At 59.2% G+C, this 25,173-nt stretch carries 35 protein-coding genes; 23 read left to right on the forward strand and 12 right to left on the reverse strand.

Annotated features, from left to right (window positions below):
• Positions 1 to 10: 10 nt before the first annotated feature.
• From rpmC to rplQ, 18 genes are all read left to right on the forward strand, one after another.
• Complete coding sequence (rpmC, locus tag NBG89_RS05345; protein WP_007531673.1) at positions 11 to 211, forward strand: 50S ribosomal protein L29; 201 nt, start codon at positions 11 to 13, stop codon at positions 209 to 211.
• 12 nt (positions 212 to 223) lie between these two features.
• Entirely contained in the window at positions 224 to 463 is a 240-nt protein-coding gene (gene rpsQ, locus NBG89_RS05350) for a 30S ribosomal protein S17 (RefSeq protein WP_007531674.1), read from the forward strand.
• A 264-nt stretch (positions 464 to 727) separates the two neighbouring features.
• Positions 728 to 1,096 carry a 50S ribosomal protein L14 gene (gene rplN / locus NBG89_RS05355; protein ID WP_007531675.1) on the forward strand — a complete coding sequence of 123 codons (369 nt, stop codon included), beginning with the start codon at positions 728 to 730 and terminating at the stop codon, positions 1,094 to 1,096.
• A 12-nt stretch (positions 1,097 to 1,108) separates the two neighbouring features.
• Complete coding sequence (gene rplX, locus NBG89_RS05360) at positions 1,109 to 1,411, forward strand: 50S ribosomal protein L24 (RefSeq protein ID WP_037127218.1); 303 nt, start codon at positions 1,109 to 1,111, stop codon at positions 1,409 to 1,411.
• The gene (gene rplE / locus NBG89_RS05365) at positions 1,411 to 1,968 is read left to right on the forward strand and encodes a 50S ribosomal protein L5 (RefSeq protein WP_088691789.1); all 558 of its coding nucleotides are present in this window, start codon (positions 1,411 to 1,413) and stop codon (positions 1,966 to 1,968) included. The genes rplX and rplE overlap by 1 nt, the downstream gene beginning before the upstream one ends.
• Positions 1,969 to 2,000: 32 nt before the next feature.
• On the forward strand, positions 2,001 to 2,306 hold the full coding sequence (gene rpsN / locus NBG89_RS05370) for a 30S ribosomal protein S14 (RefSeq protein ID WP_003573787.1): 306 nt from the start codon (positions 2,001 to 2,003) through the stop codon (positions 2,304 to 2,306).
• A gap of 12 nt (positions 2,307 to 2,318) precedes the next feature.
• The gene (gene rpsH / locus NBG89_RS05375) at positions 2,319 to 2,717 is read left to right on the forward strand and encodes a 30S ribosomal protein S8 (protein WP_004674934.1); all 399 of its coding nucleotides are present in this window, start codon (positions 2,319 to 2,321) and stop codon (positions 2,715 to 2,717) included.
• A gap of 42 nt (positions 2,718 to 2,759) precedes the next feature.
• Positions 2,760 to 3,293 carry a 50S ribosomal protein L6 gene (gene rplF / locus NBG89_RS05380; RefSeq protein WP_088691790.1) on the forward strand — a complete coding sequence of 178 codons (534 nt, stop codon included), beginning with the start codon at positions 2,760 to 2,762 and terminating at the stop codon, positions 3,291 to 3,293.
• Between the two features lie 12 nt (positions 3,294 to 3,305).
• Positions 3,306 to 3,668 carry a 50S ribosomal protein L18 gene (gene rplR / locus NBG89_RS05385; RefSeq protein WP_018857106.1) on the forward strand — a complete coding sequence of 121 codons (363 nt, stop codon included), beginning with the start codon at positions 3,306 to 3,308 and terminating at the stop codon, positions 3,666 to 3,668.
• A 131-nt stretch (positions 3,669 to 3,799) separates the two neighbouring features.
• On the forward strand, positions 3,800 to 4,369 hold the full coding sequence (gene rpsE / locus NBG89_RS05390; protein WP_007531680.1) for a 30S ribosomal protein S5: 570 nt from the start codon (positions 3,800 to 3,802) through the stop codon (positions 4,367 to 4,369).
• A 14-nt stretch (positions 4,370 to 4,383) separates the two neighbouring features.
• Positions 4,384 to 4,593 carry a 50S ribosomal protein L30 gene (rpmD, locus tag NBG89_RS05395; protein ID WP_431322003.1) on the forward strand — a complete coding sequence of 70 codons (210 nt, stop codon included), beginning with the start codon at positions 4,384 to 4,386 and terminating at the stop codon, positions 4,591 to 4,593.
• Positions 4,594 to 4,608: 15 nt separating this feature from the next.
• Entirely contained in the window at positions 4,609 to 5,082 is a 474-nt protein-coding gene (gene rplO, locus NBG89_RS05400; RefSeq protein ID WP_007531682.1) for a 50S ribosomal protein L15, read from the forward strand.
• 239 nt (positions 5,083 to 5,321) lie between these two features.
• The gene (gene secY / locus NBG89_RS05405; protein WP_088691792.1) at positions 5,322 to 6,662 is read left to right on the forward strand and encodes a preprotein translocase subunit SecY; all 1,341 of its coding nucleotides are present in this window, start codon (positions 5,322 to 5,324) and stop codon (positions 6,660 to 6,662) included.
• Positions 6,659 to 7,309 (forward strand): adenylate kinase, encoded by a 651-nt coding sequence (locus NBG89_RS05410; protein WP_431322004.1) that lies wholly within the window; start codon positions 6,659 to 6,661, stop codon positions 7,307 to 7,309. Before secY ends, NBG89_RS05410 begins: the two co-directional genes overlap by 4 nt.
• A 223-nt stretch (positions 7,310 to 7,532) precedes the next feature.
• Positions 7,533 to 7,901: a 30S ribosomal protein S13 gene (rpsM, locus tag NBG89_RS05415; RefSeq protein ID WP_007531685.1), complete on the forward strand. Its 369-nt coding sequence runs from the start codon at positions 7,533 to 7,535 to the stop codon at positions 7,899 to 7,901.
• Positions 7,902 to 8,035: 134 nt separating this feature from the next.
• Entirely contained in the window at positions 8,036 to 8,425 is a 390-nt protein-coding gene (gene rpsK / locus NBG89_RS05420) for a 30S ribosomal protein S11 (protein WP_003547577.1), read from the forward strand.
• 100 nt (positions 8,426 to 8,525) lie between these two features.
• Complete coding sequence (locus NBG89_RS05425; protein ID WP_007787729.1) at positions 8,526 to 9,536, forward strand: DNA-directed RNA polymerase subunit alpha; 1,011 nt, start codon at positions 8,526 to 8,528, stop codon at positions 9,534 to 9,536.
• 45 nt (positions 9,537 to 9,581) lie between these two features.
• Complete coding sequence (rplQ, locus tag NBG89_RS05430) at positions 9,582 to 10,007, forward strand: 50S ribosomal protein L17 (RefSeq protein ID WP_007531696.1); 426 nt, start codon at positions 9,582 to 9,584, stop codon at positions 10,005 to 10,007.
• 58 nt (positions 10,008 to 10,065) lie between these two features.
• On the opposite strand, the gene NBG89_RS05435 is transcribed toward rplQ, so the two are convergent.
• The 3 genes from NBG89_RS05435 to msrP all read right to left on the reverse strand — a co-directional run bounded on the left by NBG89_RS05435 (position 10,066) and on the right by msrP (position 12,078).
• Positions 10,066 to 10,368, reverse strand: coding sequence for a hypothetical protein (locus NBG89_RS05435; protein ID WP_431322005.1), 303 nt, complete (start codon positions 10,366 to 10,368; stop codon positions 10,066 to 10,068).
• 91 nt (positions 10,369 to 10,459) lie between these two features.
• The gene (msrQ, locus tag NBG89_RS05440; protein WP_431322006.1) at positions 10,460 to 11,131 is read right to left on the reverse strand and encodes a protein-methionine-sulfoxide reductase heme-binding subunit MsrQ; all 672 of its coding nucleotides are present in this window, start codon (positions 11,129 to 11,131) and stop codon (positions 10,460 to 10,462) included.
• Positions 11,131 to 12,078 (reverse strand): protein-methionine-sulfoxide reductase catalytic subunit MsrP, encoded by a 948-nt coding sequence (gene msrP / locus NBG89_RS05445; protein ID WP_431322007.1) that lies wholly within the window; start codon positions 12,076 to 12,078, stop codon positions 11,131 to 11,133. Before msrP ends, msrQ begins: the two co-directional genes overlap by 1 nt.
• A gap of 327 nt (positions 12,079 to 12,405) precedes the next feature.
• Here msrP and ilvD point away from each other — a divergent pair, with 327 nt between their 5' ends.
• Positions 12,406 to 14,244 carry a dihydroxy-acid dehydratase gene (gene ilvD / locus NBG89_RS05450; RefSeq protein ID WP_431322008.1) on the forward strand — a complete coding sequence of 613 codons (1,839 nt, stop codon included), beginning with the start codon at positions 12,406 to 12,408 and terminating at the stop codon, positions 14,242 to 14,244.
• Between the two features lie 37 nt (positions 14,245 to 14,281).
• Here the strand turns inward: ilvD and NBG89_RS05455 are convergent, their stop codons facing one another.
• Positions 14,282 to 14,638, reverse strand: a complete 357-nt coding sequence (locus NBG89_RS05455) for a lysozyme inhibitor LprI family protein (protein WP_431322787.1) — start codon at positions 14,636 to 14,638, stop codon at positions 14,282 to 14,284.
• Positions 14,639 to 14,950: 312 nt separating this feature from the next.
• On the opposite strand from NBG89_RS05455, the gene NBG89_RS05460 reads away from it, so the two are divergent.
• A complete protein-coding gene (locus NBG89_RS05460; protein WP_431322009.1) occupies positions 14,951 to 16,354 on the forward strand; it encodes a DegQ family serine endoprotease in 1,404 nt (467 codons plus the stop codon).
• Complete coding sequence (locus tag NBG89_RS05465) at positions 16,351 to 17,667, forward strand: replication-associated recombination protein A (protein ID WP_431322010.1); 1,317 nt, start codon at positions 16,351 to 16,353, stop codon at positions 17,665 to 17,667. The genes NBG89_RS05460 and NBG89_RS05465 overlap by 4 nt, the downstream gene beginning before the upstream one ends.
• Here NBG89_RS05465 and NBG89_RS05470 read toward each other — a convergent pair whose 3' ends face one another.
• A complete protein-coding gene (locus NBG89_RS05470; protein WP_088691802.1) occupies positions 17,668 to 17,970 on the reverse strand; it encodes a DUF1883 domain-containing protein in 303 nt (100 codons plus the stop codon). It lies immediately after the preceding gene.
• Positions 17,971 to 18,645: 675 nt separating this feature from the next.
• On the opposite strand from NBG89_RS05470, the gene NBG89_RS05475 reads away from it, so the two are divergent.
• Both NBG89_RS05475 and NBG89_RS05480 read left to right on the forward strand, forming a co-directional pair.
• Positions 18,646 to 19,536 (forward strand): aminoglycoside phosphotransferase family protein, encoded by an 891-nt coding sequence (locus NBG89_RS05475; protein ID WP_431322011.1) that lies wholly within the window; start codon positions 18,646 to 18,648, stop codon positions 19,534 to 19,536.
• Positions 19,537 to 19,689: 153 nt separating this feature from the next.
• The gene (locus NBG89_RS05480) at positions 19,690 to 20,097 is read left to right on the forward strand and encodes a DoxX family protein (RefSeq protein ID WP_431322012.1); all 408 of its coding nucleotides are present in this window, start codon (positions 19,690 to 19,692) and stop codon (positions 20,095 to 20,097) included.
• A 136-nt stretch (positions 20,098 to 20,233) separates the two neighbouring features.
• Here the strand turns inward: NBG89_RS05480 and NBG89_RS05485 are convergent, their stop codons facing one another.
• The 7 genes from NBG89_RS05485 to NBG89_RS05515 form a co-directional block, all read right to left on the reverse strand.
• Positions 20,234 to 21,025, reverse strand: coding sequence for a sulfite exporter TauE/SafE family protein (locus tag NBG89_RS05485; protein ID WP_431322013.1), 792 nt, complete (start codon positions 21,023 to 21,025; stop codon positions 20,234 to 20,236).
• Positions 21,026 to 21,041: 16 nt separating this feature from the next.
• Entirely contained in the window at positions 21,042 to 21,974 is a 933-nt protein-coding gene (gene argC, locus NBG89_RS05490) for an N-acetyl-gamma-glutamyl-phosphate reductase (RefSeq protein ID WP_431322014.1), read from the reverse strand.
• A 63-nt stretch (positions 21,975 to 22,037) separates the two neighbouring features.
• Complete coding sequence (gene speB, locus NBG89_RS05495; RefSeq protein ID WP_431322015.1) at positions 22,038 to 22,997, reverse strand: agmatinase; 960 nt, start codon at positions 22,995 to 22,997, stop codon at positions 22,038 to 22,040.
• Between the two features lie 95 nt (positions 22,998 to 23,092).
• A complete protein-coding gene (locus NBG89_RS05500) occupies positions 23,093 to 23,395 on the reverse strand; it encodes a putative quinol monooxygenase (RefSeq protein WP_431322016.1) in 303 nt (100 codons plus the stop codon).
• Between the two features lie 136 nt (positions 23,396 to 23,531).
• Complete coding sequence (rpsI, locus tag NBG89_RS05505; protein WP_088691809.1) at positions 23,532 to 23,999, reverse strand: 30S ribosomal protein S9; 468 nt, start codon at positions 23,997 to 23,999, stop codon at positions 23,532 to 23,534.
• A gap of 2 nt (positions 24,000 to 24,001) precedes the next feature.
• The gene (gene rplM, locus NBG89_RS05510; protein ID WP_007531725.1) at positions 24,002 to 24,466 is read right to left on the reverse strand and encodes a 50S ribosomal protein L13; all 465 of its coding nucleotides are present in this window, start codon (positions 24,464 to 24,466) and stop codon (positions 24,002 to 24,004) included.
• A gap of 192 nt (positions 24,467 to 24,658) precedes the next feature.
• A complete protein-coding gene (locus NBG89_RS05515) occupies positions 24,659 to 25,123 on the reverse strand; it encodes a PaaI family thioesterase (RefSeq protein ID WP_431322017.1) in 465 nt (154 codons plus the stop codon).
• Positions 25,124 to 25,173 lie beyond the last annotated feature (50 nt).

The raw sequence follows: 25,173 nt of genomic DNA on the forward strand, positions 1-25,173 counted from the left end.
AGCAAGGCACATGAAAGCCGAAGAAGTACGCGGCCTCACGGCCGACCAGCTCAAGGACAAGCTCGCCGACCTGAAGAAGGAGCAGTTCAACCTGCGCTTCCAGAAGGCTACCGGTCAGCTGGAAAAGTCCTCGCGCATCAACGAAGTCCGCAAGGACATCGCCCGCGTGAAAACCATTGCCCGCCAGAAGGCGGCAGAAGCAAAGGCGTAAAGGAAGAATAACATGCCGAAGCGCATTCTGCAGGGCGTTGTCGTTGGCGACAAGAACGAGAAGACTGTCGTAGTTCGCGTTGAGCGTCGTTTCGCTCACCCGCTGCTTCAGAAGACTGTTCGTCGGTCCAAGAAGTACAAGGCCCACGACGAAAACAACCAGTACAAGATCGGCGATGTCGTATCCATCGAGGAATGCGCGCCGATCTCGAAGGACAAGCGCTGGACGGTCGTTTCCGCCCAGGCAAAGTAAGAATTTCTCGCGAGGCCTTGCGTCTCGCGAAAATTTCTGTATGAAGCAGCGTCAGAACGCTCGAAAGACGGGCGTTCTTTTGCTTTAAGCGCACGGAAGGTCCCCTTGGGGAAACCACCCTGGCACGATTTTCCCGCGCTATTCAAGCTATTGCCGAATCTGTGCCCGTCTTCGAGATGGGCTCGGTCGGCTGACAGATTTTCATATGCCGGGAAAGGGGGCTCAAAGCCCAACCATTCCGGTAAAACAAAAAGGCGACCTGATATGATTCAGATGCAAACAAACCTCGATGTGGCGGATAATTCCGGCGCACGTCGTGTCATGTGCATCAAGGTGCTGGGCGGCTCGAAGCGCAAGTATGCCGGGATCGGCGACGTTATCGTCGTTTCGATCAAGGAAGCGATCCCGCGCGGCCGCGTGAAGAAGGGTGACGTGATGAAGGCGGTGGTTGTTCGCACCTCCAAGGAAATCCGTCGCGTTGATGGCAGCATCATCCGCTTCGACACGAATGCAGCAGTCCTCATCGACAACAAGAAAGAGCCGATCGGCACCCGTATCTTCGGACCGGTTCCGCGCGAACTTCGCGCCAAGAACCACATGAAGATCATCTCGCTGGCTCCCGAAGTACTGTAAGGAGCGCGAACGATGCAAAAGATTCGTAAGGGCGACAAGGTCGTCATGCTCGCAGGCAAGGACAAGGGCCGTACCGGCGAAGTCCTTCAGGTTCTGCCCAAGGAAGATCGTGCCGTTGTTCGTGGCATCAACGTCGTAAAGCGCCACCAGCGCCAGACGCAGAGCCAGGAAGCCGGCATCATCAGCAAGGAAGCCGCTGTTCACCTCTCTAACGTTGCAATCGTCGACAAGGACGGCAAGCCGACCCGCGTCGGTTTCAAGGTTGTTGACGGTAAGAAGGTCCGTGTGGCCAAGCGTTCCGGTGAGGTGATCTGATGGCTGACGCAAAGTACGAGCCGCGGCTCAAGAAGGAATATGTCGAGCGCATTCGTGCGGCGATGCAGGAGAAGTTCTCCTACGCCAACGAAATGATGATCCCGAAGCTCGACAAGATCGTAATCAACATGGGTGTTGGTGAAGCAACGGCTGATTCGAAGAAGCCGACTGTTGCTGCAGCTGACCTGGCCGCCATCGCTGGTCAGAAGCCGGTCATCACCCGTGCCCGCAACTCTATCGCTGGCTTCAAGGTCCGCGAAAACATGCCGATCGGCGCAAAGGTCACCCTGCGCGGCGCTCGCATGTACGAGTTCCTGGACCGTCTCGTGAACATCGCGCTTCCGCGCGTTCGCGACTTCCGCGGCCTGAACCCGAAGAGCTTTGACGGCCGTGGCAACTTCGCCATGGGCATCAAGGAGCACATTGTGTTCCCTGAGATCAACTACGACAAGGTTGATCAGATGTGGGGCATGGACATCATCGTTTGCACGACGGCAACGAAGGACGACGAAGCACGGGCTCTGCTGACAGAGTTCAACTTCCCGTTCCGTCAGTAACCGTAACGACGAGCGTAGAAAAGGAACCGCACATGGCGAAGACAAGCGCAGTTGAAAAGAACAAGCGCCGCCGTACTACGGTCGCTAACCAGGCTGCCAAGCGCGCAGCTCTGAAGGCGATCATCATGAACCAGGCTCTTCCGATCGAAGAGCGGTTCAAGGCATCGATCAAGCTGGCATCCCTGCCGCGCGATGGATCCAAGACCCGCATTCGCAACCGTTGCGAAGTATCGGGCCGTCCGCGCGCATACTACCGCAAACTGCGCATGTCGCGTATCGCGCTGCGTGAACTCGGCAATCTCGGCAAGGTGCCGGGCATCGTCAAGTCGAGCTGGTAAGGAGCAGGTTAGATGACAATGACTGATCCGTTGGGCGATATGCTCACTCGCATCCGCAACGGCGCTTCTCGCCGCAAGTCGTCGGTTTCGACGCCTGCTTCGAAGCTCCGTGCACGTGTTCTCGATGTTCTGCAGTCTGAAGGCTACATCCGTGGCTATTCCGTTGTCGATTTCGGCAATGGCAAGTCTGAGCTCAACATCGAACTCAAGTACTACGAAGGCGCATCGGTGATCCGTGAGATCGGCCGTGTGTCCAAGCCGGGCCGCCGGGTTTATGTCTCGGTCAAGTCCATTCCGCAGGTCGCGAACGGCCTCGGCATCACCATCCTTTCGACCCCGAAGGGCGTGATGGCCGATCACCAGGCTCGCGAACAGAACGTTGGTGGCGAGGTTCTTTGCTCGGTCTTCTAAGACAGGGCAGGGATCTCCATAGCGAACAGACAGGATTGAAAAATGTCTCGTATCGGTAAAAAGCCCGTTCAGGTGCCTGCTGGGATCACGGCTACGGTCGATGGCCAGAAGGTTACCGCTAAGGGCCCGAAGGGCGAGCTGTTCTTCGTCGCAAACGACGAAGTCGGCGTGAAGCTCGAAAATAATGCGGTCGTCGTGACCCCGCTCAGCCAGACGAAGGATGCTCGCGCAAAGTGGGGCATGTCCCGCACGATGATCGAGAACATCTTCAAGGGCGTTAAGGACGGCTTTGAGCGCAAGCTCGAAATCAACGGCGTTGGTTACCGTGCGTCGCTTCAGGGCAAGAACCTGCAGCTGGCACTCGGCTTCAGCCATGACGTTGTTTATGAGCCGCCGCAGGGCATCACGATCGCTGTGCCGAAGCCGACGGAAATCGTCGTCACCGGCATCAACAAGCAGCAGGTCGGCCAGGTTGCCGCTGAAATCCGCGAATACCGCGGTCCTGAGCCTTACAAGGGCAAGGGCGTCAAGTATGCCGAAGAGCGGATCGTCCGCAAAGAAGGCAAGAAGAAGTAAGGATCACGCGAAATGGCTAGCAGGAAAGAAGCACTTGCACGTCGCGCCAACCGCGTGCGTCGTCACCTCAAGTCGGTGGCCAACGGCCGTCCGCGCCTGTCGGTTCATCGCTCGTCGAAGAACATCTATGCCCAGGTCATTGACGATGTCGCTGGTAAGACGCTCGCGTCTGCCTCGACCCTCGACAAGGATCTGCGCGGTTCTCTGAAGACCGGTGCTGACACAGCAGCTGCTGCCCTCGTAGGCAAGCTCGTTGCTGAGCGCGCCTCGAAGGCAGGCGTCAAGGACGTCGTATTCGACCGTGGCGCCTTCATCTACCACGGCCGCATCAAGGCCCTGGCAGAAGCAGCCCGCGAAGGCGGTCTGTCCTTCTAATAAAGTTTCCGGCCGGCGGCCTTAAGGCACCGGCCGGATCTCACCGGACCGCAGGCGTCCCGAAAGGGGAGGCCGATGCGGTCCTCGTTTTGTTTGCCGATTGCACCCGGAAAAGAAAAAGGAAGAGGACAATGGCACAGGAAAGAAGGCCGCAGCGGGAAGACCGCCAGGCCCGTGAAGAGCGCGATAGCGAATTCGTTGACAAGCTGGTCGCGATTAACCGCGTTGCTAAGGTTGTTAAGGGTGGCCGCCGTTTCGGTTTCGCCGCTCTCGTCGTCGTTGGTGACCAGAAGGGCCGCGTTGGCTTCGGTCACGGCAAGGCACGCGAAGTGCCGGAAGCAATCCGCAAGGCGACTGAAGCTGCCAAGCGCGAACTGATCTTCGTACCGCTGCGTGACGGCCGTACGCTGCATCACGACGTTCATGGCCGCCATGGCGCCGGCAAGGTTTTGCTTCGTTCGGCCAAGGTCGGTACCGGTATCATCGCGGGTGGTCCGATGCGCGCCGTTTTCGAAACGCTCGGCGTTCACGACGTTGTCGCCAAGTCGACCGGTTCCTCGAACCCATACAACATGGTTCGCGCTACCTTCGACGCTCTGAAGCACCAGGTTCACCCGAAGGACATCGCAGCTCAGCGCGGCATCAAGTATGCAACGCTCCAGGCTCGCCGTGCCGCTTCTGGCAATGCCTCTGAAGAATAAGAGGAGTCTGACAGATGGCTAAGGCTACCAAGAAGACTGAAGCGAAGACGGTTACTATCGAACAGATCGGCAGCCCGATTCGCCGTCCGGACGTCCAGCAGCGCACGCTGATTGGCCTCGGACTCAACAAGATGCACCGTCGCCGCACGCTGGAAGACACCCCTTCCGTTCGTGGCATGATCCGTGCTGTCCAGCATCTCGTTCGCGTCGTCGACGAGAAGTAAGCCGGGAGATTCGCTATGAAACTCAATGAAATCAAAGACAACGAAGGTTCGACCCACAGCCGCAAGCGCCTCGGCCGCGGAATTGGTTCGGGCTCGGGCAAGACCGGTGGTCGCGGTGTGAAGGGTCAGAAGTCCCGTTCCGGCGTCGCTATCAACGGTTTCGAAGGCGGCCAGATGCCAATCTACCGTCGTCTGCCGAAGCGCGGCTTCAACAACATCTTCAAGGCCGACTTCGTTGTCGTGTCGCTTGAGCGTGTTCAGGCTGCGATCGACGCTGGCAAGCTCGACGCCAAGTCCACGGTTGATGCAGCAGCTCTCAAGGCTGCCGGCGTTATCCGTCGCGTCAAGGACGGTGTACGTGTTCTCGCCGACGGCGAGCTGAAGGCAAAGGTCAAGTTCGAAGTTGCTGGCGCTTCCAAGCCGGCGATCGAAAAGATCGAAAAGGCTGGCGGTTCCGTCACGCTTCTTTCTGCCGCAGCTGCAGAATAATTAATCTTATGATAAGTCGCCCGGGGTGCTTCACACCGGGCGATTTTGCTCCCATATGTGAGCCTCACAAAAACCGGCTGGACGCACGTGCGTCATAAACGGTAGGAACGAACACAAGGGTGAGGCATAGGTTGCTCCCGCAATCCGTCCGAAGCCCGCTTTTGAATAATTCAGAATGCTGATTCCGGGTCCTGCACCTCGCTTGGCTTGAGCCCGAAATTGGTAGCGCGGAGAATCGCATGGCGTCTGCAGCGGAACAGTTGGCTTCCAACCTCAATTTCTCGACCTTCGCCAAAGCCGAGGATCTCAAGAAGCGCCTGTGGTTCACACTGGCAGCTCTCCTCGTCTACCGGCTCGGTACCCACATTCCGCTCCCAGGCCTTAATCCAGAAGCTTATGCCCAGGCCTTCCGCGGCCAGGCAGGTGGCATTCTCGGCCTCTTCAACATGTTCTCGGGCGGCGCCGTGCAGCGCATGGCAATCTTTGCGCTCGGCATCATGCCTTACATTTCCGCTTCGATCATCGTGCAGTTGATGACCTCGGTCGTGCCGGCGCTCGAGAACCTGAAGAAGGAAGGCGAGCAGGGCCGCAAGATCATCAACCAGTATACGCGCTACGGCACGGTGCTACTCGGTGCGCTTCAGGCCTACGGCATTTCCGTCGGTCTTGAGAGCGGCAACGGCCTCGTTGTCGATCCCGGCATCTTCTTCCGTATTTCGACGGTCGTCACCTTGCTCGGTGGCACAATGTTCCTGATGTGGCTCGGCGAGCAGATCACCTCGCGGGGTATTGGCAACGGTATTTCGCTGATCATCTTCGCAGGTATCGCCGCAGGCCTTCCACAGGCGCTCGCCGGCACGCTTGAACTCGGTCGCACGGGCGCTCTGTCCACGACGCTGATTCTCGCGGTTATCGTCATCGCCATCGCTGTCATCGCCATCATCGTTTTCGTTGAGCGTGCGCAGCGCCGCCTGCTGATCCAGTATCCGAAGCGTCAGGTCGGCAATCGGATGTTCCAGGGCGATACCTCGCATCTACCGCTGAAGCTCAATACCTCGGGCGTTATCCCTGCAATTTTCTCGTCCTCGCTTTTGCTGCTGCCAGCGACGCTCGCGGGCTTCGCGAACACGACAGCGTTGCCGGCATGGGCGACCTCTGTTATTGCAGCCCTTGGCCATGGCCAGCCGCTCTATATGCTGCTCTACGGCCTACTGATCGCCTTCTTCGCCTTCTTCTACACGGCGATCGTCTTCAATCCGAAGGACACGGCCGACAATCTGAAGAAGCATGGCGGCTTTATTCCGGGCATCCGTCCGGGCGAGCGGACCGCCGAATATATCGATTACGTGTTGACCCGTATTACGGTGATCGGCGCGATCTACCTCGTCTTCGTGTGCATCCTGCCGGAAATTCTTGTGTCGCAAACGGGCATTCCGTTGTCCCTGGGTGGCACTTCTCTCTTGATCGTGGTTAGCGTAACTCTCGATACGGTGGCGCAGATTCAGGGTCATCTGATCGCACAGCAGTACGAAGGCCTGATCAAGAAATCGAAGTTGCGCGGAGGAAAGAGGGGGCGATGAGACTCATACTGTTAGGGCCGCCGGGCGCGGGTAAGGGGACCCAGGCTCAGCGGATCGTGGAGAAGTACGGAATTCCGCAACTCTCCACGGGTGACATGCTCCGTGCTGCTGTTGCGGCTGGCACGGAGGTAGGCAAGCGGGCAAAGGCCGTCATGGACGCCGGCAAGCTTGTCTCCGATGAGATCGTCAATGCCATCGTCTCCGAGCGTCTGGATGCTCCAGATTGCGCCAAGGGTTTCATTCTCGACGGTTTCCCACGCACGCTGGTTCAGGCCGACGCCACGGAAGCTATGCTGAAGAGCAAGGGCCTGGAACTCTCGACCGTGATCGAGATCCAGGTTGACGACAACGTCCTCGCGGACCGCGTTTCCGGACGCTACACCTGCGCGAATTGTGGCGCGGGCTACCACGACACGAACGTCAAGCCGAAGGAGGAAGGAGTCTGTGACCGTTGCGGCTCGACTCACTTCAAGCGTCGGCCCGACGACAATCGCGAAACAGTCGTTACGCGCCTGCAGGCCTACTACAAGGAAACGTCTCCGTTGATCGGCTACTACTATGCCAAGGGCAAGCTGAAGTCGGTGGACGGCATGGCTGAGATCGATCACGTCACCGGCGAGATCGATAAGATACTTTCGAAGCTTTAGTCTTTGAAAATAAACTTGGCGGAAGCGGTTGCTTTTAAGCGCTGATTCCGCTAAACACCGCGCCAACTCGCGATATCTCATGCGATCGGCGCGGACTTCTCAAGGGAATTCCGGGTTCGATCGTTTTGACTTGTTGAGAACCTGAATTGTAATTGCGACCTCTCTGGGTCGTGTAACGAGACACCACTTGCCGGATGGCAACTGGAACGCAAGGAGAATAGGCGTGGCACGTATCGCTGGCGTCAACATCCCGACTGCAAAGCGCGTTGTAATCGCGCTGACGTATATCCACGGGATCGGTCCAAAATTCGCGCAGGAAATCATGGAAAAGGTTGGCCTGCCGGCCGACAAGCGCGTCCATCAGCTGACGGACTCCGAGGTTCTGCAGATCCGCGAAACCATCGACCGTGACTATCAGGTCGAAGGTGATCTGCGTCGCGAAACCTCGATGAACATCAAGCGTCTGATGGACCTCGGCTGCTACCGCGGCCTGCGTCACCGCCGTGGCCTTCCGGTTCGCGGTCAGCGCACGCACACCAATGCTCGTACCCGCAAGGGCCCGGCAAAGGCCATCGCTGGTAAGAAGAAGTAATTTCCGGGAAACCGGAGGTGAGGGGGCTGGCGGTCTGCGCCGGCCTCTTTTGAGTTTGGGGCAGGGCCGTAAGGTCTCGTTCCGGTGTAGCCGCTGGCATTACGGCGGTGCAGAGATCCAAGAAAGGGATTTAAATGGCCAAGGAAGCCGTCCGCGTTCGTCGTCGCGAACGTAAGAACATTTCGTCGGGTGTTGCCCACGTCAATTCGACCTTCAACAACACGATGATCACCATCACCGACGCTCAGGGCAACGCGATTGCCTGGTCGTCTGCTGGCGCGAAGGGCTTCAAGGGCTCGCGCAAGTCGACCCCGTTCGCTGCTCAGATCGCTGCTGAAGACTGCGCCAAGAAGGCCCAGGAACATGGCATGAAGTCGCTGGAAGTCGAAGTTTGCGGTCCGGGTTCGGGTCGCGAATCCGCTCTGCGCGCCCTCCAGGCTGCTGGTTTCATGATCACGTCCATCCGTGACGTGACGCCGATCCCGCACAATGGTTGCCGCCCGCGCAAGAAGCGCCGCGTCTGATCATCGCCATTCACAACACCGGTGAACGGCTTTTCGCTCCCGGTGCTTCTCAAGCTCGGTTGCCACGATTGGATGGTGGTAACGAACGGAAGGCAAAAATATGATTCAGAAAAACTGGCAGGAATTGATCAAGCCGAACAAGGTCGAGTTCTCTTCGAGTTCGCGCACCAAGGCGACGCTCGTAGCAGAGCCGCTGGAGCGCGGTTTCGGCCTCACCCTCGGCAACGCGCTGCGCCGCGTTCTGCTGTCCTCGCTGCGCGGTGCCGCAGTGACGGCCGTGCAGATCGATGGCGTGCTGCATGAATTCTCGTCGATCCCGGGCGTCCGCGAAGACGTCACGGACATCGTCCTCAACATCAAGGAAATCGCCATCAAGATGGATGGCGATGACGCAAAGCGCATGGTCGTGCGCAAGCAGGGCCCGGGCGTTGTAACGGCTGGCGACATCCAGACGGTCGGTGATATCGAAATCCTCAACCCCGAGCATGTCATCTGCACGCTCGACGAGGGTGCCGAAATCCGTATGGAATTCACCGTCAACAACGGCAAGGGCTATGTTCCGGCCGATCGCAATCGTGCGGAAGATGCTCCGATTGGTCTCATCCCGGTCGACAGCCTTTATTCGCCGGTCAAGAAGGTGTCCTACAAGGTGGAAAACACCCGCGAAGGACAGGTTCTCGACTACGACAAGCTGAACATGACGATCGAGACCGATGGTTCGATCTCCGGCGAAGATGCGGTCGCTTTCGCGGCTCGCATCCTTCAGGATCAGCTTGGCGTGTTCGTCAACTTCGACGAGCCGCAGAAGGAAACCGAAGAGGAAGCGGTCACCGAACTCGCTTTCAACCCGGCGCTCCTCAAGAAGGTGGACGAACTCGAACTGTCTGTTCGCTCGGCAAACTGCCTGAAGAACGACAACATCGTCTACATCGGCGACCTCATTCAGAAGACCGAAGCAGAAATGCTCCGCACACCGAATTTTGGTCGCAAGTCGCTGAACGAAATCAAGGAAGTTCTCGCTTCCATGGGCCTGCACCTCGGTATGGAAGTGCCCGCATGGCCGCCTGAGAACATCGAAGATCTCGCCAAGCGTTACGAAGACCAGTACTAACCATCAAACGGCGGGCAAGATGCCTGCATGTGAAGGAGAATAGCCATGCGCCACGGTAAAGCCGGCCGCAAGCTGAATAGAACCGCTAGCCACCGCAAGGCAATGTTTGCCAACATGGCGGCTTCGCTCATTACCCATGAGCAGATCGTGACCACCCTGCCGAAGGCAAAGGAAATCCGTCCGATCGTTGAAAAGCTCGTAACGCTCGGCAAGCGCGGCGACCTGCACGCTCGTCGTCAGGCGATCTCGCAGATCCGCGACGCTGCTGTTGTTTCGAAGCTGTTCGACACGATCGCTTCGCGCTACGCAACCCGCAACGGCGGCTACCTGCGTATCATGAAGGCTGGCTTCCGCCAGGGCGACAACGCTGCTCTCGCAGTCATCGAATTCGTTGACCGCGACACCTATGCGAAGGGCGCAGCCGACAAGGCTCGCGTTGAAGCCGAAGCTGCTGCAGCTGAAGCCGCTTAATCCTTTCCGGCTCGCCGGAAGCAAAACAGCCGGGCTGCAAAGCCCGGCTGTTTTCGTTTTAGGGATCAGCCTTTGGCTCGCCACGCTTCGGCCGTTCGCGTCGCTTGTTGAAATGGATCAGACGGGCAGGTGGCGAGTCCCCGATGACAACGATATCACCGACACTTCGCAGCGCTGCTCTGAAGCGTGCGGTGTTCCGTCTCCCCCATGCGCCAAGGAAATACTGCCCGGTGTCTTCCTGCTTGAAGACGATCGCTCGCCCGAACGCCTTACTGAGCCCGCCTTCGCCGACAAGGCCACGACCGCCATAGACGGAAACGACCTCTCTAAGCGGTGCTGCTGCAGCGAAGGTGTCGCCCAACGCCGAAAAATTCGGGTCGCGCTAGAGATAGACTGGGTAGGGTGTTTCCATCGGCACACGGTGGCGGATTTTGCTATCGATGACAATTCGGTCAGCCGGCAACCCGCTGGCGAATGGCCGGTTGTTGTCCCTGTCTTCCGCGACCATTCTTGGCCTTCCTGCTGCGCGCGATAGGTCGGTAGGACCGGTAGAGGATCAGGAGGATCAGCAGACTGATATAGACGGATTGCTCAAGGCCAAGAACTTTCGTCGATAGCGCAAAGTGTACGGCGCCAGCAGCAGCGACGATATAGACGAGGCGGTGCAGCCGCACCCAATTCGGTCCGAGCCGCCGGATCGACAGGTTGTTCGAGGTGAGAGCAAGCGGTACCAGTAGAGCTAGGCCGGCCATGCCGAACATGATGAAGGGCCGCTTCAGCGCGTCGCTTACGACCATCGAAATGTCGAGCGCCTGATCCAGCACCATGTAGACCGTGAAGTGCATCAGGGCATAGTAGAAAGTCAGGAGCCCTAGCGCTCGGCGATAGCGAAGATAGTTCCAGCCGAGAAGGTCCCGGGCAGGGGAGACGGCCAGCGTCAGGATGAGGAAGCGGATCGTCCAGAGGCCGAGGAACAACTCGAAGGTCTTTACCGGGTCGGCGCCAAGCTGATCCGTGGCGCCGAGATAAAAGGTCCAAGCAGCGGGCAGCAGCCCGACGGCATAAAGAGCCCAGATGGAGGCCGACTGCCAGCGCTTCGGGAGACTGAACGAGAGGGCCGCCATCAGAAGTTCTTCCGGAGATCCATACCGCTGTAGAGGCTTGCCACCTCGTCGGCATAGCCGTTGAACGGCAGGGTGGGGTGGCGGCTGGCGCCGAAAAAGCCGCTCTCGCCGATGCGCCGCTCCGTCGCCTGGCTCCAGCGTGGGTGATCCACCTCCGGATTGACGTTAGCGTAGAACCCGTATTCCTGCGGATTGGTCACTTGCCAGGTGTTTTTCGGTTCCTTGTCAGTCAGCGTGATCCGAACGATCGACTTGATGCCCTTGAAGCCATATTTCCACGGTACGACCAGTCGGATCGGCGCACCATTCTGGTTCGGCAAAGTTTCGCCATAGAGACCAACGGCGAGCAGCGTCAATGGATGACGCGCCTCATCAAGCCGAAGGCCTTCGACATAGGGCCAGTCGAGCGATTGGAAGATGCCCTTCTGGCCAGGCATCTGGTCTGGCCGCACGACCGTTTCAAAGGCAACGTACTTGGCGCTGCCAAGCGGCTCCACCTTGTTGAGCAGGGAGGCAAGCGGAAAGCCATCCCACGGAATGACCATCGACCACGCCTCGACACAGCGCATACGGTAGGTGCGGCTCTCGATCGGGAATTCCTTCATCAGCGCTTCGACATCGAACGTGCCGGGCTTGTTGACCATGCCGTCAACCTTGATCGTCCAGGGCAGCGGCTTGAAGTCGCCGGAGAGCGCGGCAGGGTCGCCCTTATCCAGGCCGAATTCGTAGAAATTGTTGTAGGTCGTCACGTCCTTCAGCGGCGTGGCCTTCTCGCCGACCGAATATTTGCTGTCGGTGACCGACAGTGCGGCGGCGCTGGCCTTGCTGGCTCCGTAGAGCGCCATGGCGCCCAGCGTCGCAGCGCCGAGGAACTCGCGACGCCTGAGATAGAGCTGCTGCGGCGTGATCTCTGAAGATGCGATCTTGGGGGGACGATAAGCTGGCATCGGAAACCTCCTGAGCATCAGAGCTCGGTATAAACCTTCAACGCATCAAACATGTCTTTGGATCATTGTTTATGCCCACCGGCATGGCTGCGGAAAGCCAACTTTTTGTGTACGTTGTTTGATGGAATAGTCTGTAACAAAAACACTGCTGCGACCGTATATGCTCGACGCACCCAAGAGCCCAGGCGTACCGGTTTCGGCTTTCACGGTAGTGACAGCCCACACCGTTTGGATTAGGACAATTCCAAAAAACAGCGATAGCCCGGTCGCTTAGATCATTGCGCCCCCGCATCGCCGACCAATTTCCGACACGCAAGGAATACACCAATGCCATCCTATCGTTCGAGAACCACGACTCACGGCCGCAATATGGCGGGTGCGCGCGGCCTTTGGCGCGCAACGGGCATGAAGGACTCGGATTTCGGCAAACCGATTATTGCGGTGGTGAACTCCTTCACCCAGTTCGTGCCCGGTCACGTCCATCTCAAGGACCTCGGCCAGCTCGTTGCCCGCGAAATCGAAGCCGCCGGCGGCGTTGCCAAGGAATTCAATACGATCGCGGTCGACGACGGTATCGCCATGGGCCATGACGGCATGCTCTATTCGCTGCCCTCGCGCGAACTGATCGCCGACAGTGTCGAATACATGGTCAACGCTCACTGTGCCGACGCCATGGTCTGCATTTCGAACTGTGACAAGATCACGCCCGGCATGCTGATGGCGTCGCTCCGCCTCAACATTCCGACGATCTTCGTTTCCGGCGGCCCCATGGAAGCCGGAAAGGTGGTCCTGCACGGCAAGACACACGCGCTCGATCTGGTCGATGCCATGGTTGCGGCCGCCGACGACAAGATCAGCGACGAGGACGTCAAGGTCATCGAACGGTCCGCCTGTCCGACCTGCGGTTCGTGCTCGGGCATGTTCACCGCCAACTCCATGAACTGCCTGACGGAGGCGCTTGGCCTGTCGCTGCCGGGCAACGGCTCGACGCTCGCAACGCATGCCGACCGCAAGCGCCTCTTCGTCGAGGCTGGCCACCTGATCGTCGATCTCGCCCGTCGCTACTACGAACAGGACGACGTCAAGGCTCTACCCCGTACGATTGCTTCCAAGCAGGCATTCGAGAACGCTATGGCGCTCGATATCGCCATGGGCGGCTCGACGAACACCGTTCTGCATATCCTTGCAGCGGCGCATGAGGGCGAGGTCGATTTTACGATGGCCGATATCGACCTGCTGTCGCGTCGCGTTCCCTGCCTCTCCAAGGTCGCGCCGGCAAAGAACGACGTCCACATGGAAGACGTTCATCGGGCGGGCGGCATCATGTCGATCCTGGGCGAACTGGACAAGGGCGGTTTGCTCAACCGGGAATGCCCGACGGTCCATGCCGAAACCCTCGGCGACGCGATCGACCGCTGGGACATCACCCGCACCAACAGCGAGACCGTCCGCAATTTCTACCGGGCGGCTCCCGGCGGCATCCCGACCCAGGTTGCCTTCAGCCAGGAGGCGCGTTGGGACGAACTCGACACCGACCGCGAAAAGGGCGTTATCCGCTCGATGGAGCACCCCTTCTCAAAGGATGGCGGTCTTGCTGTCCTCAAGGGCAATCTCGCGCTCGATGGCTGCATCGTGAAGACGGCAGGCGTCGATGAATCCATCCTAAAATTCTCCGGTCCGGCCAAGGTCTATGAAAGCCAGGACGCGGCTGTAAAGGCCATCCTCTCGAACCAGGTTGTTGCCGGCGATGTTGTCGTCATTCGCTACGAAGGCCCGAAGGGCGGGCCCGGCATGCAGGAAATGCTCTATCCGACGAGCTACCTGAAGTCGAAGGGTCTCGGCAAAGCCTGCGCGCTGATCACGGACGGTCGCTTCTCCGGCGGCACCTCCGGCCTCTCCATCGGTCACGTTTCACCGGAAGCGGCAAACGGCGGCACGATCGGCCTGGTCCGTGAGGGCGACATGATCGACATCGACATCCCGAACCGCATCATCAGCCTGCGCGTCGACGACAAGGAACTGGCAAACCGTCGCGCCGAGCAGGAGGAGAAGGGCTGGCATCCGTCCGAGCAACGCAAGCGCAATGTGACGACCGCGCTGAAGGCTTACGCCGCCTTCGCAACCAGCGCCGACCGCGGCGCCGTCCGTGATCTCGGCAACCGCTAAGTCTCAGATCAAAAACGAATGTGAAATGGACCGGTCGCTAAAGCGGCCGGTTTATTTTTTTGTAGGTTTCATCGAGCTGTTTCAAGCGCTCGTCATAGGCGGCCTTGATGCAGGCGGCATCTGAGCCGCATTCCTGGCGCTTCTTGAGCCAAGCCGTTTGTTCGTCTTGCAAGGTGCCGCGCGAACCCATCGCCATCAGCCCGGACAGCAGGTCGAACGTCGTTACCATCTTCACATCGGCATCGTTCAGCGCGCGGTTCTCGCAGATCACCTTTTCGTCCGGCTTCAACTCTTTGGCCTCGCAGTCGAAGCTGGCAGAATGGGAAGCGCCTGTCAGGCCTACAAAAAGGATAGATGTCGCGAAAAGGTGAAGCGTGCGGCGGAAACGTCTCATGCGTGAGTTCCTGTTCGATTGGCGGTGGGTGCCCTTCGGTAGATGATGCACGCCACTGCTTCGGCAAGAACAGAGCCATCCGCGAAGCGCTGGGTCTTGCGCTGCCATCCGGAGAGTCAAGATGTCTCCCATAGGTGACTTTGATCTTCCTTTACCTTTAGATATCAGCCGCATGGAGCTTGTTTCTGAATCAGTTTGAGAGGCATGTTCAGCAGTTCGTGAGCTGCCCTATTCTTCCATGCTTCCGCCCTCTTTCCTTTCTAGCGTCCGACGCTACAACGTTTTCACAAGAGAATTTTAGAAGGACTCCCCATGCATGACCTGTTGAAGCGCACAGCCCTGCCTTTCGTGGCTTTGATGCTCGCGCTGCCGGTTTCCGCCAACGCTCAGGCGGCCAAGACTGTGCCGCAGAGCCAGATGGAAATGCAGCTTTCCTTCGCGCCGCTGGTCAAGCAGACGGCCGGCGCTGTCGTGAACGTCTATGCCGAGAAGACGGTCCGCAGGCAGTCTCCCTTCGCCGGCGATCCCTTCTTCGAAGAATTCTTCGGTCAGCAGATGCCGAATCGCAGCGAGAAGCAATCGTCGCTGGGATCCGGCGTCATCGTCGAATCGAACGGAACGATCGTCACCAACAACCACGTCGTGGAAGGCGCCGACGATATCAAGGTTGCGCTTTCGGACGGGCGTGAGTTTCCGTGCAAGGTCGTCCTGCGAGATGACCGCGTCGATCTCGCCGTTCTCAAGGTCGATACGAAGGAAAGCTTCCCGACGCTCGCGCTCGGCAATTCCGATGCGGTTGAAGTCGGCGATCTCGTGCTGGCGATCGGCAACCCCTTCGGTGTCGGCCAGACAGTGACGAGTGGCATCGTCTCGGCGCTGGCGCGCAATCAGGTGGTCAAGAACGAGTTCGGTTTCTTCATCCAGACGGACGCATCGATCAACCCGGGCAATTCCGGCGGTGCGCTGATGAATATGAAGGGCGAACTGATCGGCATCAACACGGCGATCTTCTCGCGCGGCGGCGGCTCGAACGGTATCGGCTTTGCGATCCCTGCGAATCTGGTGAAGGTGTTCCTCGCCTCGGCCGATGCCGGCGTGAAATCCTTCGAGCGGCCTTATGTCGGGGCAACGTTCGATGCGGTGACCTCGGAGGTTGCCGAAGCGCTCGGGCTCAACAAGGCGCGTGGCGCTCTCATCGTCAAGGTGACTGACGGTGCTCCAGCCGCAAAGGCCGGATTGAAGGCAGGTCAAATCGTGACCGCCGTCGACGGCATTCCGGTCGAGCATCCGGATGCGCTGCTCTATCGCCTGACAACGGCTGGGCTTGGCAAATCGGTCCAGTTGACTGTGCTCGAGAACGGCCACGAGCAGCAGATCGCGCTCGCACTCGCCAGAGCGCCCGAGACGGCGCCACGTGATCAGCGCACGATCGGGGGCCGCACACCCTTTACCGGTGCCGTCGTCGAAAACCTGTCGCCTCGCGTCGCCGACGAGCTTCGTATGCCCTCCGAATCCACCGGCGTCGTTGTTTCCGAGGTGAAGGAGGATTCCCTCGCCGCTCGCCTTGGCTTTGAGCCGAAGGACATCATCATTTCGATCAATGGCACGGAAGTGAAGACGACTAGGGAACTTGCCGGGATCGCCGACGAGGATCCCAGCTTCTGGCGCGTCGAGATCGAGCGCGACGGCCAACGCATTAGACAGTTCTTCCGATGAGTGACGATCTATTTGCACCGCGTATTCCCGAGGAGGTCGCCAATCGGCGGCCTCTTGCCGATCGCCTGCGGCCACGCACGCTTTCGGAAGTGACCGGTCAGGACCATCTTACCGGTGAAGACGGCGTGTTGCGGCGCATGATCGACAGTGGCTCGCTCGGCTCGATGATTTTCTGGGGTCCGCCAGGAACCGGCAAGACGACCGTTGCCCGATTGTTGTCGGGCGAAGCCGGTCTCGCATTCGAACAGATATCAGCAATTTTCTCGGGCGTGGCCGATCTCAAGAGAGTCTTCGAGGCAGCCCGTCTGCGCCGGATGGACGGCCGGCAGACGCTGCTTTTCGTCGACGAGATTCATCGTTTCAACAGAGCACAGCAGGATAGCTTTCTCCCTGTTATGGAAGACGGCACTGTTATTCTCGTCGGCGCCACGACCGAAAATCCGTCCTTCGAACTGAATGCGGCTTTGTTGTCACGCGCCCGCGTTTTGACCTTCAAGTCGCACGACGATGAGAGCCTTGAAGAGTTGTTGAAGCGTGCGGAGACGACCGAAGACAAAGTGCTGCCGCTGACCGACGATGCGCGTGCAAGCCTGCTGCGAATGGCGGACGGCGACGGCCGTGCCGTGTTGACGCTGGCGGAAGAGGTTTGGCGTGCCGCGCGGGAAGGGGAAACCTTCGACACTGAGGGGCTGACACGGATCGTGCAGCGCCGCGCGCCTGTCTATGACAAGGCTCAGGACGGGCATTACAACCTTATCTCGGCACTGCATAAATCCGTCCGCGGCTCGGATCCCGATGCTGCGCTCTACTATCTCGCCCGCATGTTCGACGCCGGCGAAGATCCGCTCTACCTCGGTAGGCGCCTTGTCCGCATGGCCGTGGAAGACATCGGCTTGGCCGACCCGCAGGCCCTCGTGATCTGCAATGCCGCAAAAGACGCCTATGACTACCTCGGTTCTCCCGAGGGCGAACTGGCATTGGCGCAGGCCTGCGTCTATCTCGCGACCGCGCCGAAATCGAACGCCGTCTATACCGCCTTCAAGGCCGCGACGATGGCCGCCAAGCAGAACGGCTCTCTGCTGCCGCCGAAGCACATCCTGAACGCGCCGACGAAGCTGATGAAGGGCGAGGGTTACGGCGAAGGCTATCGCTACGACCACGATGAGCCGGACGCCTTTTCCGGCCAGGACTATTTCCCGGAGAAGATGGGTCGCCAGACTTTCTACGATCCGCCGGAGCGCGGCTTCGAGCGGGATATTCGCAAACGTCTTGAATGGTGGGCGAAGCTCAGAAAAGAACGCAACCAGCGCTGATCAGGATGCGCGCATCTGTCCCGCGGGTGCGACGAGCTTGACGGCAGATTCCGCAAGTCCGTGATGGCCTTCCATATCCACAACGAGATGCCAGTGGCCGCTCTCGGGAATAGAAAGACGGATAGGAGATTTCCGCGCGACGCCGCCGACGTACTTGAAGTCGAGGACCTCGGTGAAGCGCTGATAGTTCGGCGCCGTCATCAGGCGCACATTCGCCACCGCGTTCAACGTCACCTCGATGATCGTCCCGGCGCGCTGCTCGTTGAGATCGTAGTGGGTAAAACGAAAATTCGGTTTTGGCATCGGTCTTCGGCGTGGCTGGTCTCGTGCCGCACCATAGGCGCATTCCAGTTAAGGAAGCGTTTGCCATTGGCGGCAGGCAGCGAGTCCGTCGCCGATGGTGTCGACGTTGGTGCATTTCGCTGTCGCTTTACCGAGCACGCTGAACTGCAAGATGATGCCCTCCGGCACAAAATGGCGTGACAGGCGCGGTCTTGATGGCGCCAAGCCGCAATTCTCTGTCCGTTGGCGTCCTTGCGTCTCAAATGCCGCCGAGAACGACGTAGAATTCAACTGCGGCAAGTACGATGCCGAAGAGAATGAGCGCCTGGGCCGTACGTCGCTCACGCATCTGTCGTTTCGGTGCCGGGCGGCGAGGGCGGCTGATCGACGTATTCGGTGGTATGAGGTATCGCATGTTTTCAGCCTTCACATTTCAAGGGAAGCTAACGCCGCTTCCGGTAGGAAATCCATTCGTGCGCAAGCGCAAAGAGATAGAAATGGTATAAAGGGCCAAGATCCGACAAAAGCGGTGGCGCGGCAGAAATGCTATTGCCTTCAGGATATTGGCGGCGAACCCGGATTCATCTCATCAAGGCCTTGATTCAAAACCTGAACGGTCGAAGACAAGCCCAGGGTTGATCTCTGCTTGGAAACGCAGACATTATGCCGGCGCATCTGGGGAGGAATGCCAGAACGATGGATGGCCCAGTAATCGATACAACGCTTGTGCGTCGGCTGATTAGCACGCAGTTTCCAAAGTGGTCAGGTCTGCCGATCCGACCCGTCGAGTTCGGCGGATGGGACAACAGGACATTCCACCTTGGTGCCGGCATGACAGTTCGGTTGCCAAGCGCTGCTCACTATGCCGATCAGGTCGCCAGGGAACAGCGGTGGCTGCCGATCCTCGCGCCGCAGCTGCCCTTGCCCATACCCGTGCCTCTGGCCATGGGAAGGCCGGACGAAACCTATCCCTGGCCGTGGTCCGTCTATGAATGGCGTGACGGTGAGACGGCACTGGCGGAACGTATCGACGATCTCAGCCATTTTGCCACCACGCTGGCTGGGTTCCTCGATGCGTTGCGGGCAGTTGACGCAACGGGAGGACCTCTGCCCGGCTCTCACAATTTCTTTCGCGGTGGATCGCTGAAAGTCTACGACGCGCAAACGCGCGAGGCCCTGACGCGCCTGGACGGGCGGGTCGACACGAAACTGGCCGGGGAGGCCTGGGAAGCAGCGCTTGCGACCGCCTGGCAAGGTGCACCTGTCTGGTTCCACGGTGATGTTGCCTACGGCAATCTTCTGGTTAAGAACGGTCGACTCGATGCCGTCATCGATTTCGGGACGTCGGGCGTCGGCGATCCTGCCTGTGATCTTGCAATTGCCTGGCACCTGTTCGAAGGGCAGAGCCGTGAGGTGTTTCGCAAGGCACGCCCGCTGGACGCGGAAACGTGGGCGCGAGGCCGCGGATGGACGTTATGGAAGGCCTTGATCGTTGCGGCCGGTATGGCAGGCGCAAATCTCGCAGACGTCAAGAAGTCGTGGCAGGTCATCGATGATGTGCTGGCCGATCATGTGGCCTGGACGTGAGGCTGGGATCGCTCGGTCGAAAATAATGGTGGTTGCCTGTCGGGAGAGAAGGTCGCGCGGCGTCCTTTGGTGGAAGCTAACGGCATCGCAGATGCGGGAAGCCGGAAGTCTGGACAATGATTGCAGAGCGGCTTCGGCCGAGGGAGGGATGATATGAGCAAGACAATTGCAATTTTGCTGGCGCGACTGATCTTCGGCGCCGTTTTCGCGATGGCCATGAGCTTCAAGTTCATGGATATACAGTCGACCGCAAGCTACATCGCCGCGGCAGGCTTTCCATTCCCGCTCTTCCTGGCTTGGGTAGCGGCGTTCTTCGAACTGGGCCTGACCCTGGCATTCCTAACGGGAGCTTTCTTCTCGGAGGCCTCGGTTCTGGCCGGCATCTACGTGGTCTTTCTGGCCTTCGCGTTCCATGGCCCAAGCCACTGGAGCAGCAGTCAAGCGGAGTTCGGCTTCTTTGTCGATCATTTCACCTTCCTCGCCGGCCTGCTTTTCGCGGCCGTGCATGGTCCGGGAGACACGCTGGTCCTGAGGACGCGTTCGCCACTGATGGCTCGATAGCACGCCGGTCCCTATCCGGAGCGGGTGCCAATTCATCGAGCAGGCGTTCAAACGCCGTCGGGCTTCCGGCAGTTGGCGAATATGATCAACGCCGGTTGCGCTGCGCCTCATTCAGCAGTTTGGCGGGGAAATATGCTCAGCGGAGGATCCCGTCGAGTGCCGGCATTCCCAGGATGGCGGAGGCTGCGATCAGCAGATAGCAGATCGTTCGGAACGTGCTCTCCTTGGCCAGCCCGAACAGCTTCGAGCCGGTATAAAGGCCGATGGCATAACTCGGCAAGATGACGATCGTCAGAGCGAAGACGGCTTGAACGAAGAGCCCACCGAAATAGTAGCTGACGACGCTGAAGCAGGTTGAAATCGCGAAATAGAGAATGATGTTTGCCCGCACCCGGGTAAAATCGGTCTTGCCGCCGAGCCAGTAGGCAACGACCGGAGGCCCGCCGAGCTGCGCGGCGCCACTGAAAAGGCCGGCAATGACACCTGTCAGAGAGGTGAGTGGCATGCGTGGTTCGCCGTGGTAGCGCCAACCGGAAACAAGCAGTGCGAGCAGACAAATGGCAATTGCCGTAATCGCCCAGCGCAACGCAAGCGGATCCATCAGCGCGAGCACGGCGGTCCCCGCCGGTATGCCGAGGAGCGCACCTGCTGCCATCGTGAAGACCTCACGACGGTTCGCGTTGCGCCAAGCAGGCGGAATCATCCCGAGTGTCGCAAGGCCATCGATGACAAGCAGGACCGGCGATATCAGCTTCGGACCGATGATTGCGCCGCCAAGCGGAATGAAGATCAGCGCTGCCCCGAACCCCGAGAAGCCACGTGCCAATCCTGCAATGAAAGCGATGACGACAAGCGATGGAATGCCGTGGTCCGGCAAGGCAGCGACAAACCAAGCGCTCGTGTCCGCCAGCAGCGTATCAGGCGACATCAATCGGCTCCGGGGATTACGAGGCGAGCATCAGGTCCATGTTCTGGACAGCGGCGCCCGAAGCTCCCTTGCCGAGGTTGTCAAGCAGCGCTACGAGGTTGACCTGCGAGGCGCCCGGCGTGCCGAACACGAAGAGTTTCATCGTGTCCTTACCAGCGAGCTCGACGGCATCGATGCGGGGCAGCTTGCTGCTCTCTTCCAGCGGTACGACTGTCACGATGTCCTGACCCGCGTAGTGGGCCACGAGAGCAGCGTGGATGCTTTCATGCGTCGTCCCTTCGGCAAGATCATCGAGATACAGCGGCACCTGAACGATCATGCCCTGCGGGAACTTTCCGACCGAGGGCGAGAAGATTGGTGCACGATCGAGCAGGCCGTGAATCTTCATCTCGGGCACGTGCTTATGCGTCAGCGTCAGGCCGTAGAGGAAGTGAGGTGCGCTGATCGCATCGTCGCGGCTCTGGTCTTCCATCTGCGCGATCATCTGCTTGCCGCCGCCGGTATAGCCGGAGACTGCATTGACCGTGACCGGATAGCCGTCCGGCAGGATGCCGGCAGCGCGCAGCGGCCGAATGAGGCCGATCGCACCGGTCGGATAGCAGCCCGGATTGGCAACGAAGCGTGCCGACTTTATCTTGTCCGCCTGCGCCTTGTCCATCTCCGCAAAGCCATAGGCCCAGCCAGGATTGACGCGGAACGCCGTGGAGGTGTCGATCACCCGTACGTTGTTGTTGCCGGAGACGATCTGCACCGCTTCCTTCGAAGCGTCGTCCGGCAGGCAGAGGATGGCGATATCGGCGCCGTTCAACATGTCCTCGCGCATCGCCGCGTTGCGACGCTCCGCTTCCGGGATCGACAGAAGCTCGACATCGCGACGGCCGGCCATGCGCGTGCGGATCTGCAAGCCCGTCGTGCCGTGTTCGCCATCGATGAAGATCTTCGGTGCCATTGTCTTGCTCACACTTTCAATAGGTTAGAAAGAAGTCCGGAATCACTTTGTAAGAAGGATGAGTCAGCCTTGTGACACGCTCGCGCGGCGCTCGGCATGCAGGCCAAGCATATACATCGCGACCGTCGCCCCCGCAATGGCGGTGATATCGGCATGGTCGTAGGCCGGTGAGACCTCGACGACGTCGGCACCCCTGATATCGAGCTGATGCAGACGCTGCAGCACGGAGAGGATCTTGGCGCTTGAGGGACCGCCGGACACGGGCGTACCGGTGCCCGGCGCATAGGCGGGATCAAGGCAATCGATATCGAAGGTCAGATAGGCTGGCGCGCCGCGGGTGTGAGAAATGATTGTCGAGGCAATATCGCCTGCACTCATCTCTTCAAGCTGATGACCATAGAGAATATGAATACCGAAATCCTCGGGGGCGTGGGTGCGGATGCCGATCTGGATCGACCGATCCGGATCGATGATGCCGTCTCGCGCAGCCCGTGCCACGAAGGAGCCATGGTCGATCCGCCTGTTGTCGTCGAACCAGGTGTCTTGGTGGGCGTCGAACTGGACGAGTGCAAGCGGTCCATGCTTAGCCGCATGCGCCTTGAGGACTGGCCAGGTGACGAAGTGGTCGCCTCCAAGGGTCAGCATGAAGGCGCCGCTGTCGACAATGGTCTTGGCCTGCCGCTCGATTGCCGCGGGCGTCTCGTGGTGATTGCCATAGTCGAGCAGGCAGTCGCCGTAGTCGATGACGGCCATCTCTGCAAAAAGATCGCGGTTGAAGGGGTACTGCGGGTCGTTGTCGAAGATCGCCGACGCGCGCCGTATCGCCTGCGGCCCGAACCGTGTTCCCGGCCGATTGGATGTCGCAGCATCGAAGGGGATGCCCCAAACGACCGCATCGGCGCCGGTCAGGTCCTTCGTGAAGCGGCGACGCATGAACGATAGCGCTCCGGCGAAGGTCGGATCGCTGGCTGCCGATGTAAGGCTCGCTGCCGTGAATGCGTGGTCGATCGACTTGTTGGCCAAGTGATGCTCCTCGAGAGTGTTGGTCCGCTATGCCTACCAGAAACGAATTTCAAACCGAAAGGGCAAAGTGGTGCCGGTCGCTTGGCCAAGTTGGTTTAGCCCGGCAATTTGTCGGCCAGCACTTCTGGAGTCCTCAGTTGCGGGGCCTCGGAAAGCAGTTCTTCTGCTCGGGCCATCAACACTGCGGCCACCTTGCCGTTCAAATGCGCCTGTCGGCCTGCCTCGTCATCGAAAGCATCGAAGATGGCGAATGTGCTCTGGTCATAGCGAATGGCAAACCACGCCACCGTACCGGGTTCCTGTTCAACAAGTGACTTTGCACTTTTCAAGAACGCCGCCACTTCTTCTTCCTTGCCGGACCTTGCTTTCAGTTCGACGTAAATTGCCCGCTTGGTCATTCCCGCCTCCCTTGGCATGCGCGTGAAGCGCGTGGAATGCGGTAGAATTGGCAACGGAACGAGCCGCTTCAAGCGCTCGCCAAAAGAAAAGGCCGGGCAAAAGCCCGGCCTTCGCAATTCCGTATTCCGGTAGCGATTAACGCTTGGAGAACTGGAACGAACGGCGGGCCTTGGCCTTACCGTACTTCTTACGTTCAACAACGCGGCTGTCGCGGGTCAGGAAGCCACCCTTCTTCAGGACCGAGCGCAGGCCCGGCTCGAAGTAGGTGAGAGCCTTGGAAAGACCGTGACGAACGGCACCGGCCTGGCCGGAGAGGCCGCCGCCAGCAACCGTTGCAACGATGTCGAACTGGCCGTCACGGGCAGCAGCGACGATCGGCTGACGCAGAATCATCTGCAGAACCGGGCGTGCGAAGTATTCCGCGAATTCCTTGCCGTTGACGATGATCTTGCCGGAACCCGGCTTGACCCATACGCGGGCAACAGCGTTCTTGCGCTTGCCGGTCGCGTAGGAACGGCCAAGCGAGTCGACCTTGCGGACGTGAACCGGAGCAGCAGCTGCTTCGGACGAGCCGAGATCCTTCAGGGAGGAGAGGTCAGCCATTCTTAGGCGCTCCTTACGTTCTTCTTGTTCAGCTTGGCGACGTCGAGAACGACAGGCTGCTGTGCTTCATGAGGATGGTTGGAACCAGCGTAGACGCGGAGGTTCTTCATCTGACGACGGCCGAGCGGGCCGCGCGGAACCATGCGCTCAACAGCCTTCTCGAGAACGCGCTCCGGGAAGCGGCCTTCGATGATCTGGCGAGCGGTACGCTCCTTGATACCGCCGGCATAACCGGTGTGCCAGTAATACACCTTGTCGGAGTACTTCTTGCCGGTGAATACGACCTTGTCGGCGTTGATGACGATGACGTTGTCGCCGTCGTCAACGTGGGGCGTGAAGGTTGCCTTGTGCTTGCCGCGCAGGCGCATAGCGATGATGGAAGCGAGACGACCAACGACGAGCCCTTCGGCGTCGATGATGACCCACTTCTTCTCCACCTCTGCAGGCTTCTGGGAGAAGGTTGCCATAATTGTTACTCTCTTTTGGATCCCTCGGCCCGAAGGCGAGAGGGCGTTTCTTGTTGCTTGGTTTGGCTGCCCGAAGACACACCAAAAAGAAAGCAGCCCGGAAAGGCTGCGTTTCTGGCGGTGTGTATAAAGGCAAAGGGCGGCTTGGTCAATAATATCAGATTGCCGACATGCAAAAATACGTGTGCAAAATCAATGTGTTGGATATGTGGTATTTTGATACCTCATATTTCGTGCGGGGGGAATGGAGTAAGTCGCGGTCGCGTGGGCGATCAACTCGTCTGCATTCTCCTGAAAAATCGAGGCGTCGATGACGGCGAGCCGCTTGCCAAGCTTCAGAATCCTACAGATACAGGTAGTTGGCCTGAGCTTCGGCAGGCGCAGGAAATTGATGTTGAGATTGGTGGTTACGGCCAACGCGACAGGCCCGATATGGGCGAGTACCGCCGCGTAGGCCGTTACATCAGCCAAGGCAAAGAGGGCAGGGCCGGAGACGGTGCCTCCAGGGCGCAAATGCCTCTCGCTTGGGTCGAGCCGCATCGAGACGCTGCCGGGTCTGATTTCGGTAATCGTGAACACCCGCCCATCCGTGTGAATCTGCGGAAAGTCCGTATCCAGAAAACGGTGGAGCTCGTCGATCGTCATGATCGGCTGCATGAGTTCGCCTCGAAATTGCTTGTCGTCTGTGGCAGAACAATTAGCACGGA

It is taken from the genome of Rhizobium sp. YTU87027 (genome assembly GCF_050644135.1).
In the GTDB taxonomy this organism is placed as follows: domain Bacteria; phylum Pseudomonadota; class Alphaproteobacteria; order Rhizobiales; family Rhizobiaceae; genus Rhizobium.

Excerpts from the sequence above, each read along its gene's own strand:
- rpmC (WP_007531673.1), top strand. The coding sequence starts at position 11 with ATGAAAGCCGAAGAAGTACGCGGCCTCACGGCCGACCAGCTCAAGGAC.
- rpsQ (WP_007531674.1), top strand. The coding sequence starts at position 224 with ATGCCGAAGCGCATTCTGCAGGGCGTTGTCGTTGGCGACAAGAACGAG.
- rplN (WP_007531675.1), top strand. The coding sequence starts at position 728 with ATGATTCAGATGCAAACAAACCTCGATGTGGCGGATAATTCCGGCGCA.
- rplX (WP_037127218.1), top strand. The coding sequence starts at position 1,109 with ATGCAAAAGATTCGTAAGGGCGACAAGGTCGTCATGCTCGCAGGCAAG.
- rplE (WP_088691789.1), top strand. The coding sequence starts at position 1,411 with ATGGCTGACGCAAAGTACGAGCCGCGGCTCAAGAAGGAATATGTCGAG.
- rpsN (WP_003573787.1), top strand. The coding sequence starts at position 2,001 with ATGGCGAAGACAAGCGCAGTTGAAAAGAACAAGCGCCGCCGTACTACG.
- rpsH (WP_004674934.1), top strand. The coding sequence starts at position 2,319 with ATGACAATGACTGATCCGTTGGGCGATATGCTCACTCGCATCCGCAAC.
- rplF (WP_088691790.1), top strand. The coding sequence starts at position 2,760 with ATGTCTCGTATCGGTAAAAAGCCCGTTCAGGTGCCTGCTGGGATCACG.
- rplR (WP_018857106.1), top strand. The coding sequence starts at position 3,306 with ATGGCTAGCAGGAAAGAAGCACTTGCACGTCGCGCCAACCGCGTGCGT.
- rpsE (WP_007531680.1), top strand. The coding sequence starts at position 3,800 with ATGGCACAGGAAAGAAGGCCGCAGCGGGAAGACCGCCAGGCCCGTGAA.
- rpmD (WP_431322003.1), top strand. The coding sequence starts at position 4,384 with ATGGCTAAGGCTACCAAGAAGACTGAAGCGAAGACGGTTACTATCGAA.
- rplO (WP_007531682.1), top strand. The coding sequence starts at position 4,609 with ATGAAACTCAATGAAATCAAAGACAACGAAGGTTCGACCCACAGCCGC.
- secY (WP_088691792.1), top strand. The coding sequence starts at position 5,322 with ATGGCGTCTGCAGCGGAACAGTTGGCTTCCAACCTCAATTTCTCGACC.
- NBG89_RS05410 (WP_431322004.1), top strand. The coding sequence starts at position 6,659 with ATGAGACTCATACTGTTAGGGCCGCCGGGCGCGGGTAAGGGGACCCAG.
- rpsK (WP_003547577.1), top strand. The coding sequence starts at position 8,036 with ATGGCCAAGGAAGCCGTCCGCGTTCGTCGTCGCGAACGTAAGAACATT.
- NBG89_RS05425 (WP_007787729.1), top strand. The coding sequence starts at position 8,526 with ATGATTCAGAAAAACTGGCAGGAATTGATCAAGCCGAACAAGGTCGAG.
- rplQ (WP_007531696.1), top strand. The coding sequence starts at position 9,582 with ATGCGCCACGGTAAAGCCGGCCGCAAGCTGAATAGAACCGCTAGCCAC.
- msrQ (WP_431322006.1), bottom strand. The coding sequence starts at position 11,131 with ATGGCGGCCCTCTCGTTCAGTCTCCCGAAGCGCTGGCAGTCGGCCTCC.
- msrP (WP_431322007.1), bottom strand. The coding sequence starts at position 12,078 with ATGCCAGCTTATCGTCCCCCCAAGATCGCATCTTCAGAGATCACGCCG.
- ilvD (WP_431322008.1), top strand. The coding sequence starts at position 12,406 with ATGCCATCCTATCGTTCGAGAACCACGACTCACGGCCGCAATATGGCG.
- NBG89_RS05455 (WP_431322787.1), bottom strand. The coding sequence starts at position 14,638 with ATGAGACGTTTCCGCCGCACGCTTCACCTTTTCGCGACATCTATCCTT.
- NBG89_RS05460 (WP_431322009.1), top strand. The coding sequence starts at position 14,951 with ATGCATGACCTGTTGAAGCGCACAGCCCTGCCTTTCGTGGCTTTGATG.
- NBG89_RS05465 (WP_431322010.1), top strand. The coding sequence starts at position 16,351 with ATGAGTGACGATCTATTTGCACCGCGTATTCCCGAGGAGGTCGCCAAT.
- NBG89_RS05470 (WP_088691802.1), bottom strand. The coding sequence starts at position 17,970 with ATGCCAAAACCGAATTTTCGTTTTACCCACTACGATCTCAACGAGCAG.
- NBG89_RS05475 (WP_431322011.1), top strand. The coding sequence starts at position 18,646 with ATGGATGGCCCAGTAATCGATACAACGCTTGTGCGTCGGCTGATTAGC.
- NBG89_RS05480 (WP_431322012.1), top strand. The coding sequence starts at position 19,690 with ATGAGCAAGACAATTGCAATTTTGCTGGCGCGACTGATCTTCGGCGCC.
- NBG89_RS05485 (WP_431322013.1), bottom strand. The coding sequence starts at position 21,025 with ATGTCGCCTGATACGCTGCTGGCGGACACGAGCGCTTGGTTTGTCGCT.
- argC (WP_431322014.1), bottom strand. The coding sequence starts at position 21,974 with ATGGCACCGAAGATCTTCATCGATGGCGAACACGGCACGACGGGCTTG.
- NBG89_RS05500 (WP_431322016.1), bottom strand. The coding sequence starts at position 23,395 with ATGACCAAGCGGGCAATTTACGTCGAACTGAAAGCAAGGTCCGGCAAG.
- rpsI (WP_088691809.1), bottom strand. The coding sequence starts at position 23,999 with ATGGCTGACCTCTCCTCCCTGAAGGATCTCGGCTCGTCCGAAGCAGCT.
- rplM (WP_007531725.1), bottom strand. The coding sequence starts at position 24,466 with ATGGCAACCTTCTCCCAGAAGCCTGCAGAGGTGGAGAAGAAGTGGGTC.
- NBG89_RS05515 (WP_431322017.1), bottom strand. The coding sequence starts at position 25,123 with ATGCAGCCGATCATGACGATCGACGAGCTCCACCGTTTTCTGGATACG.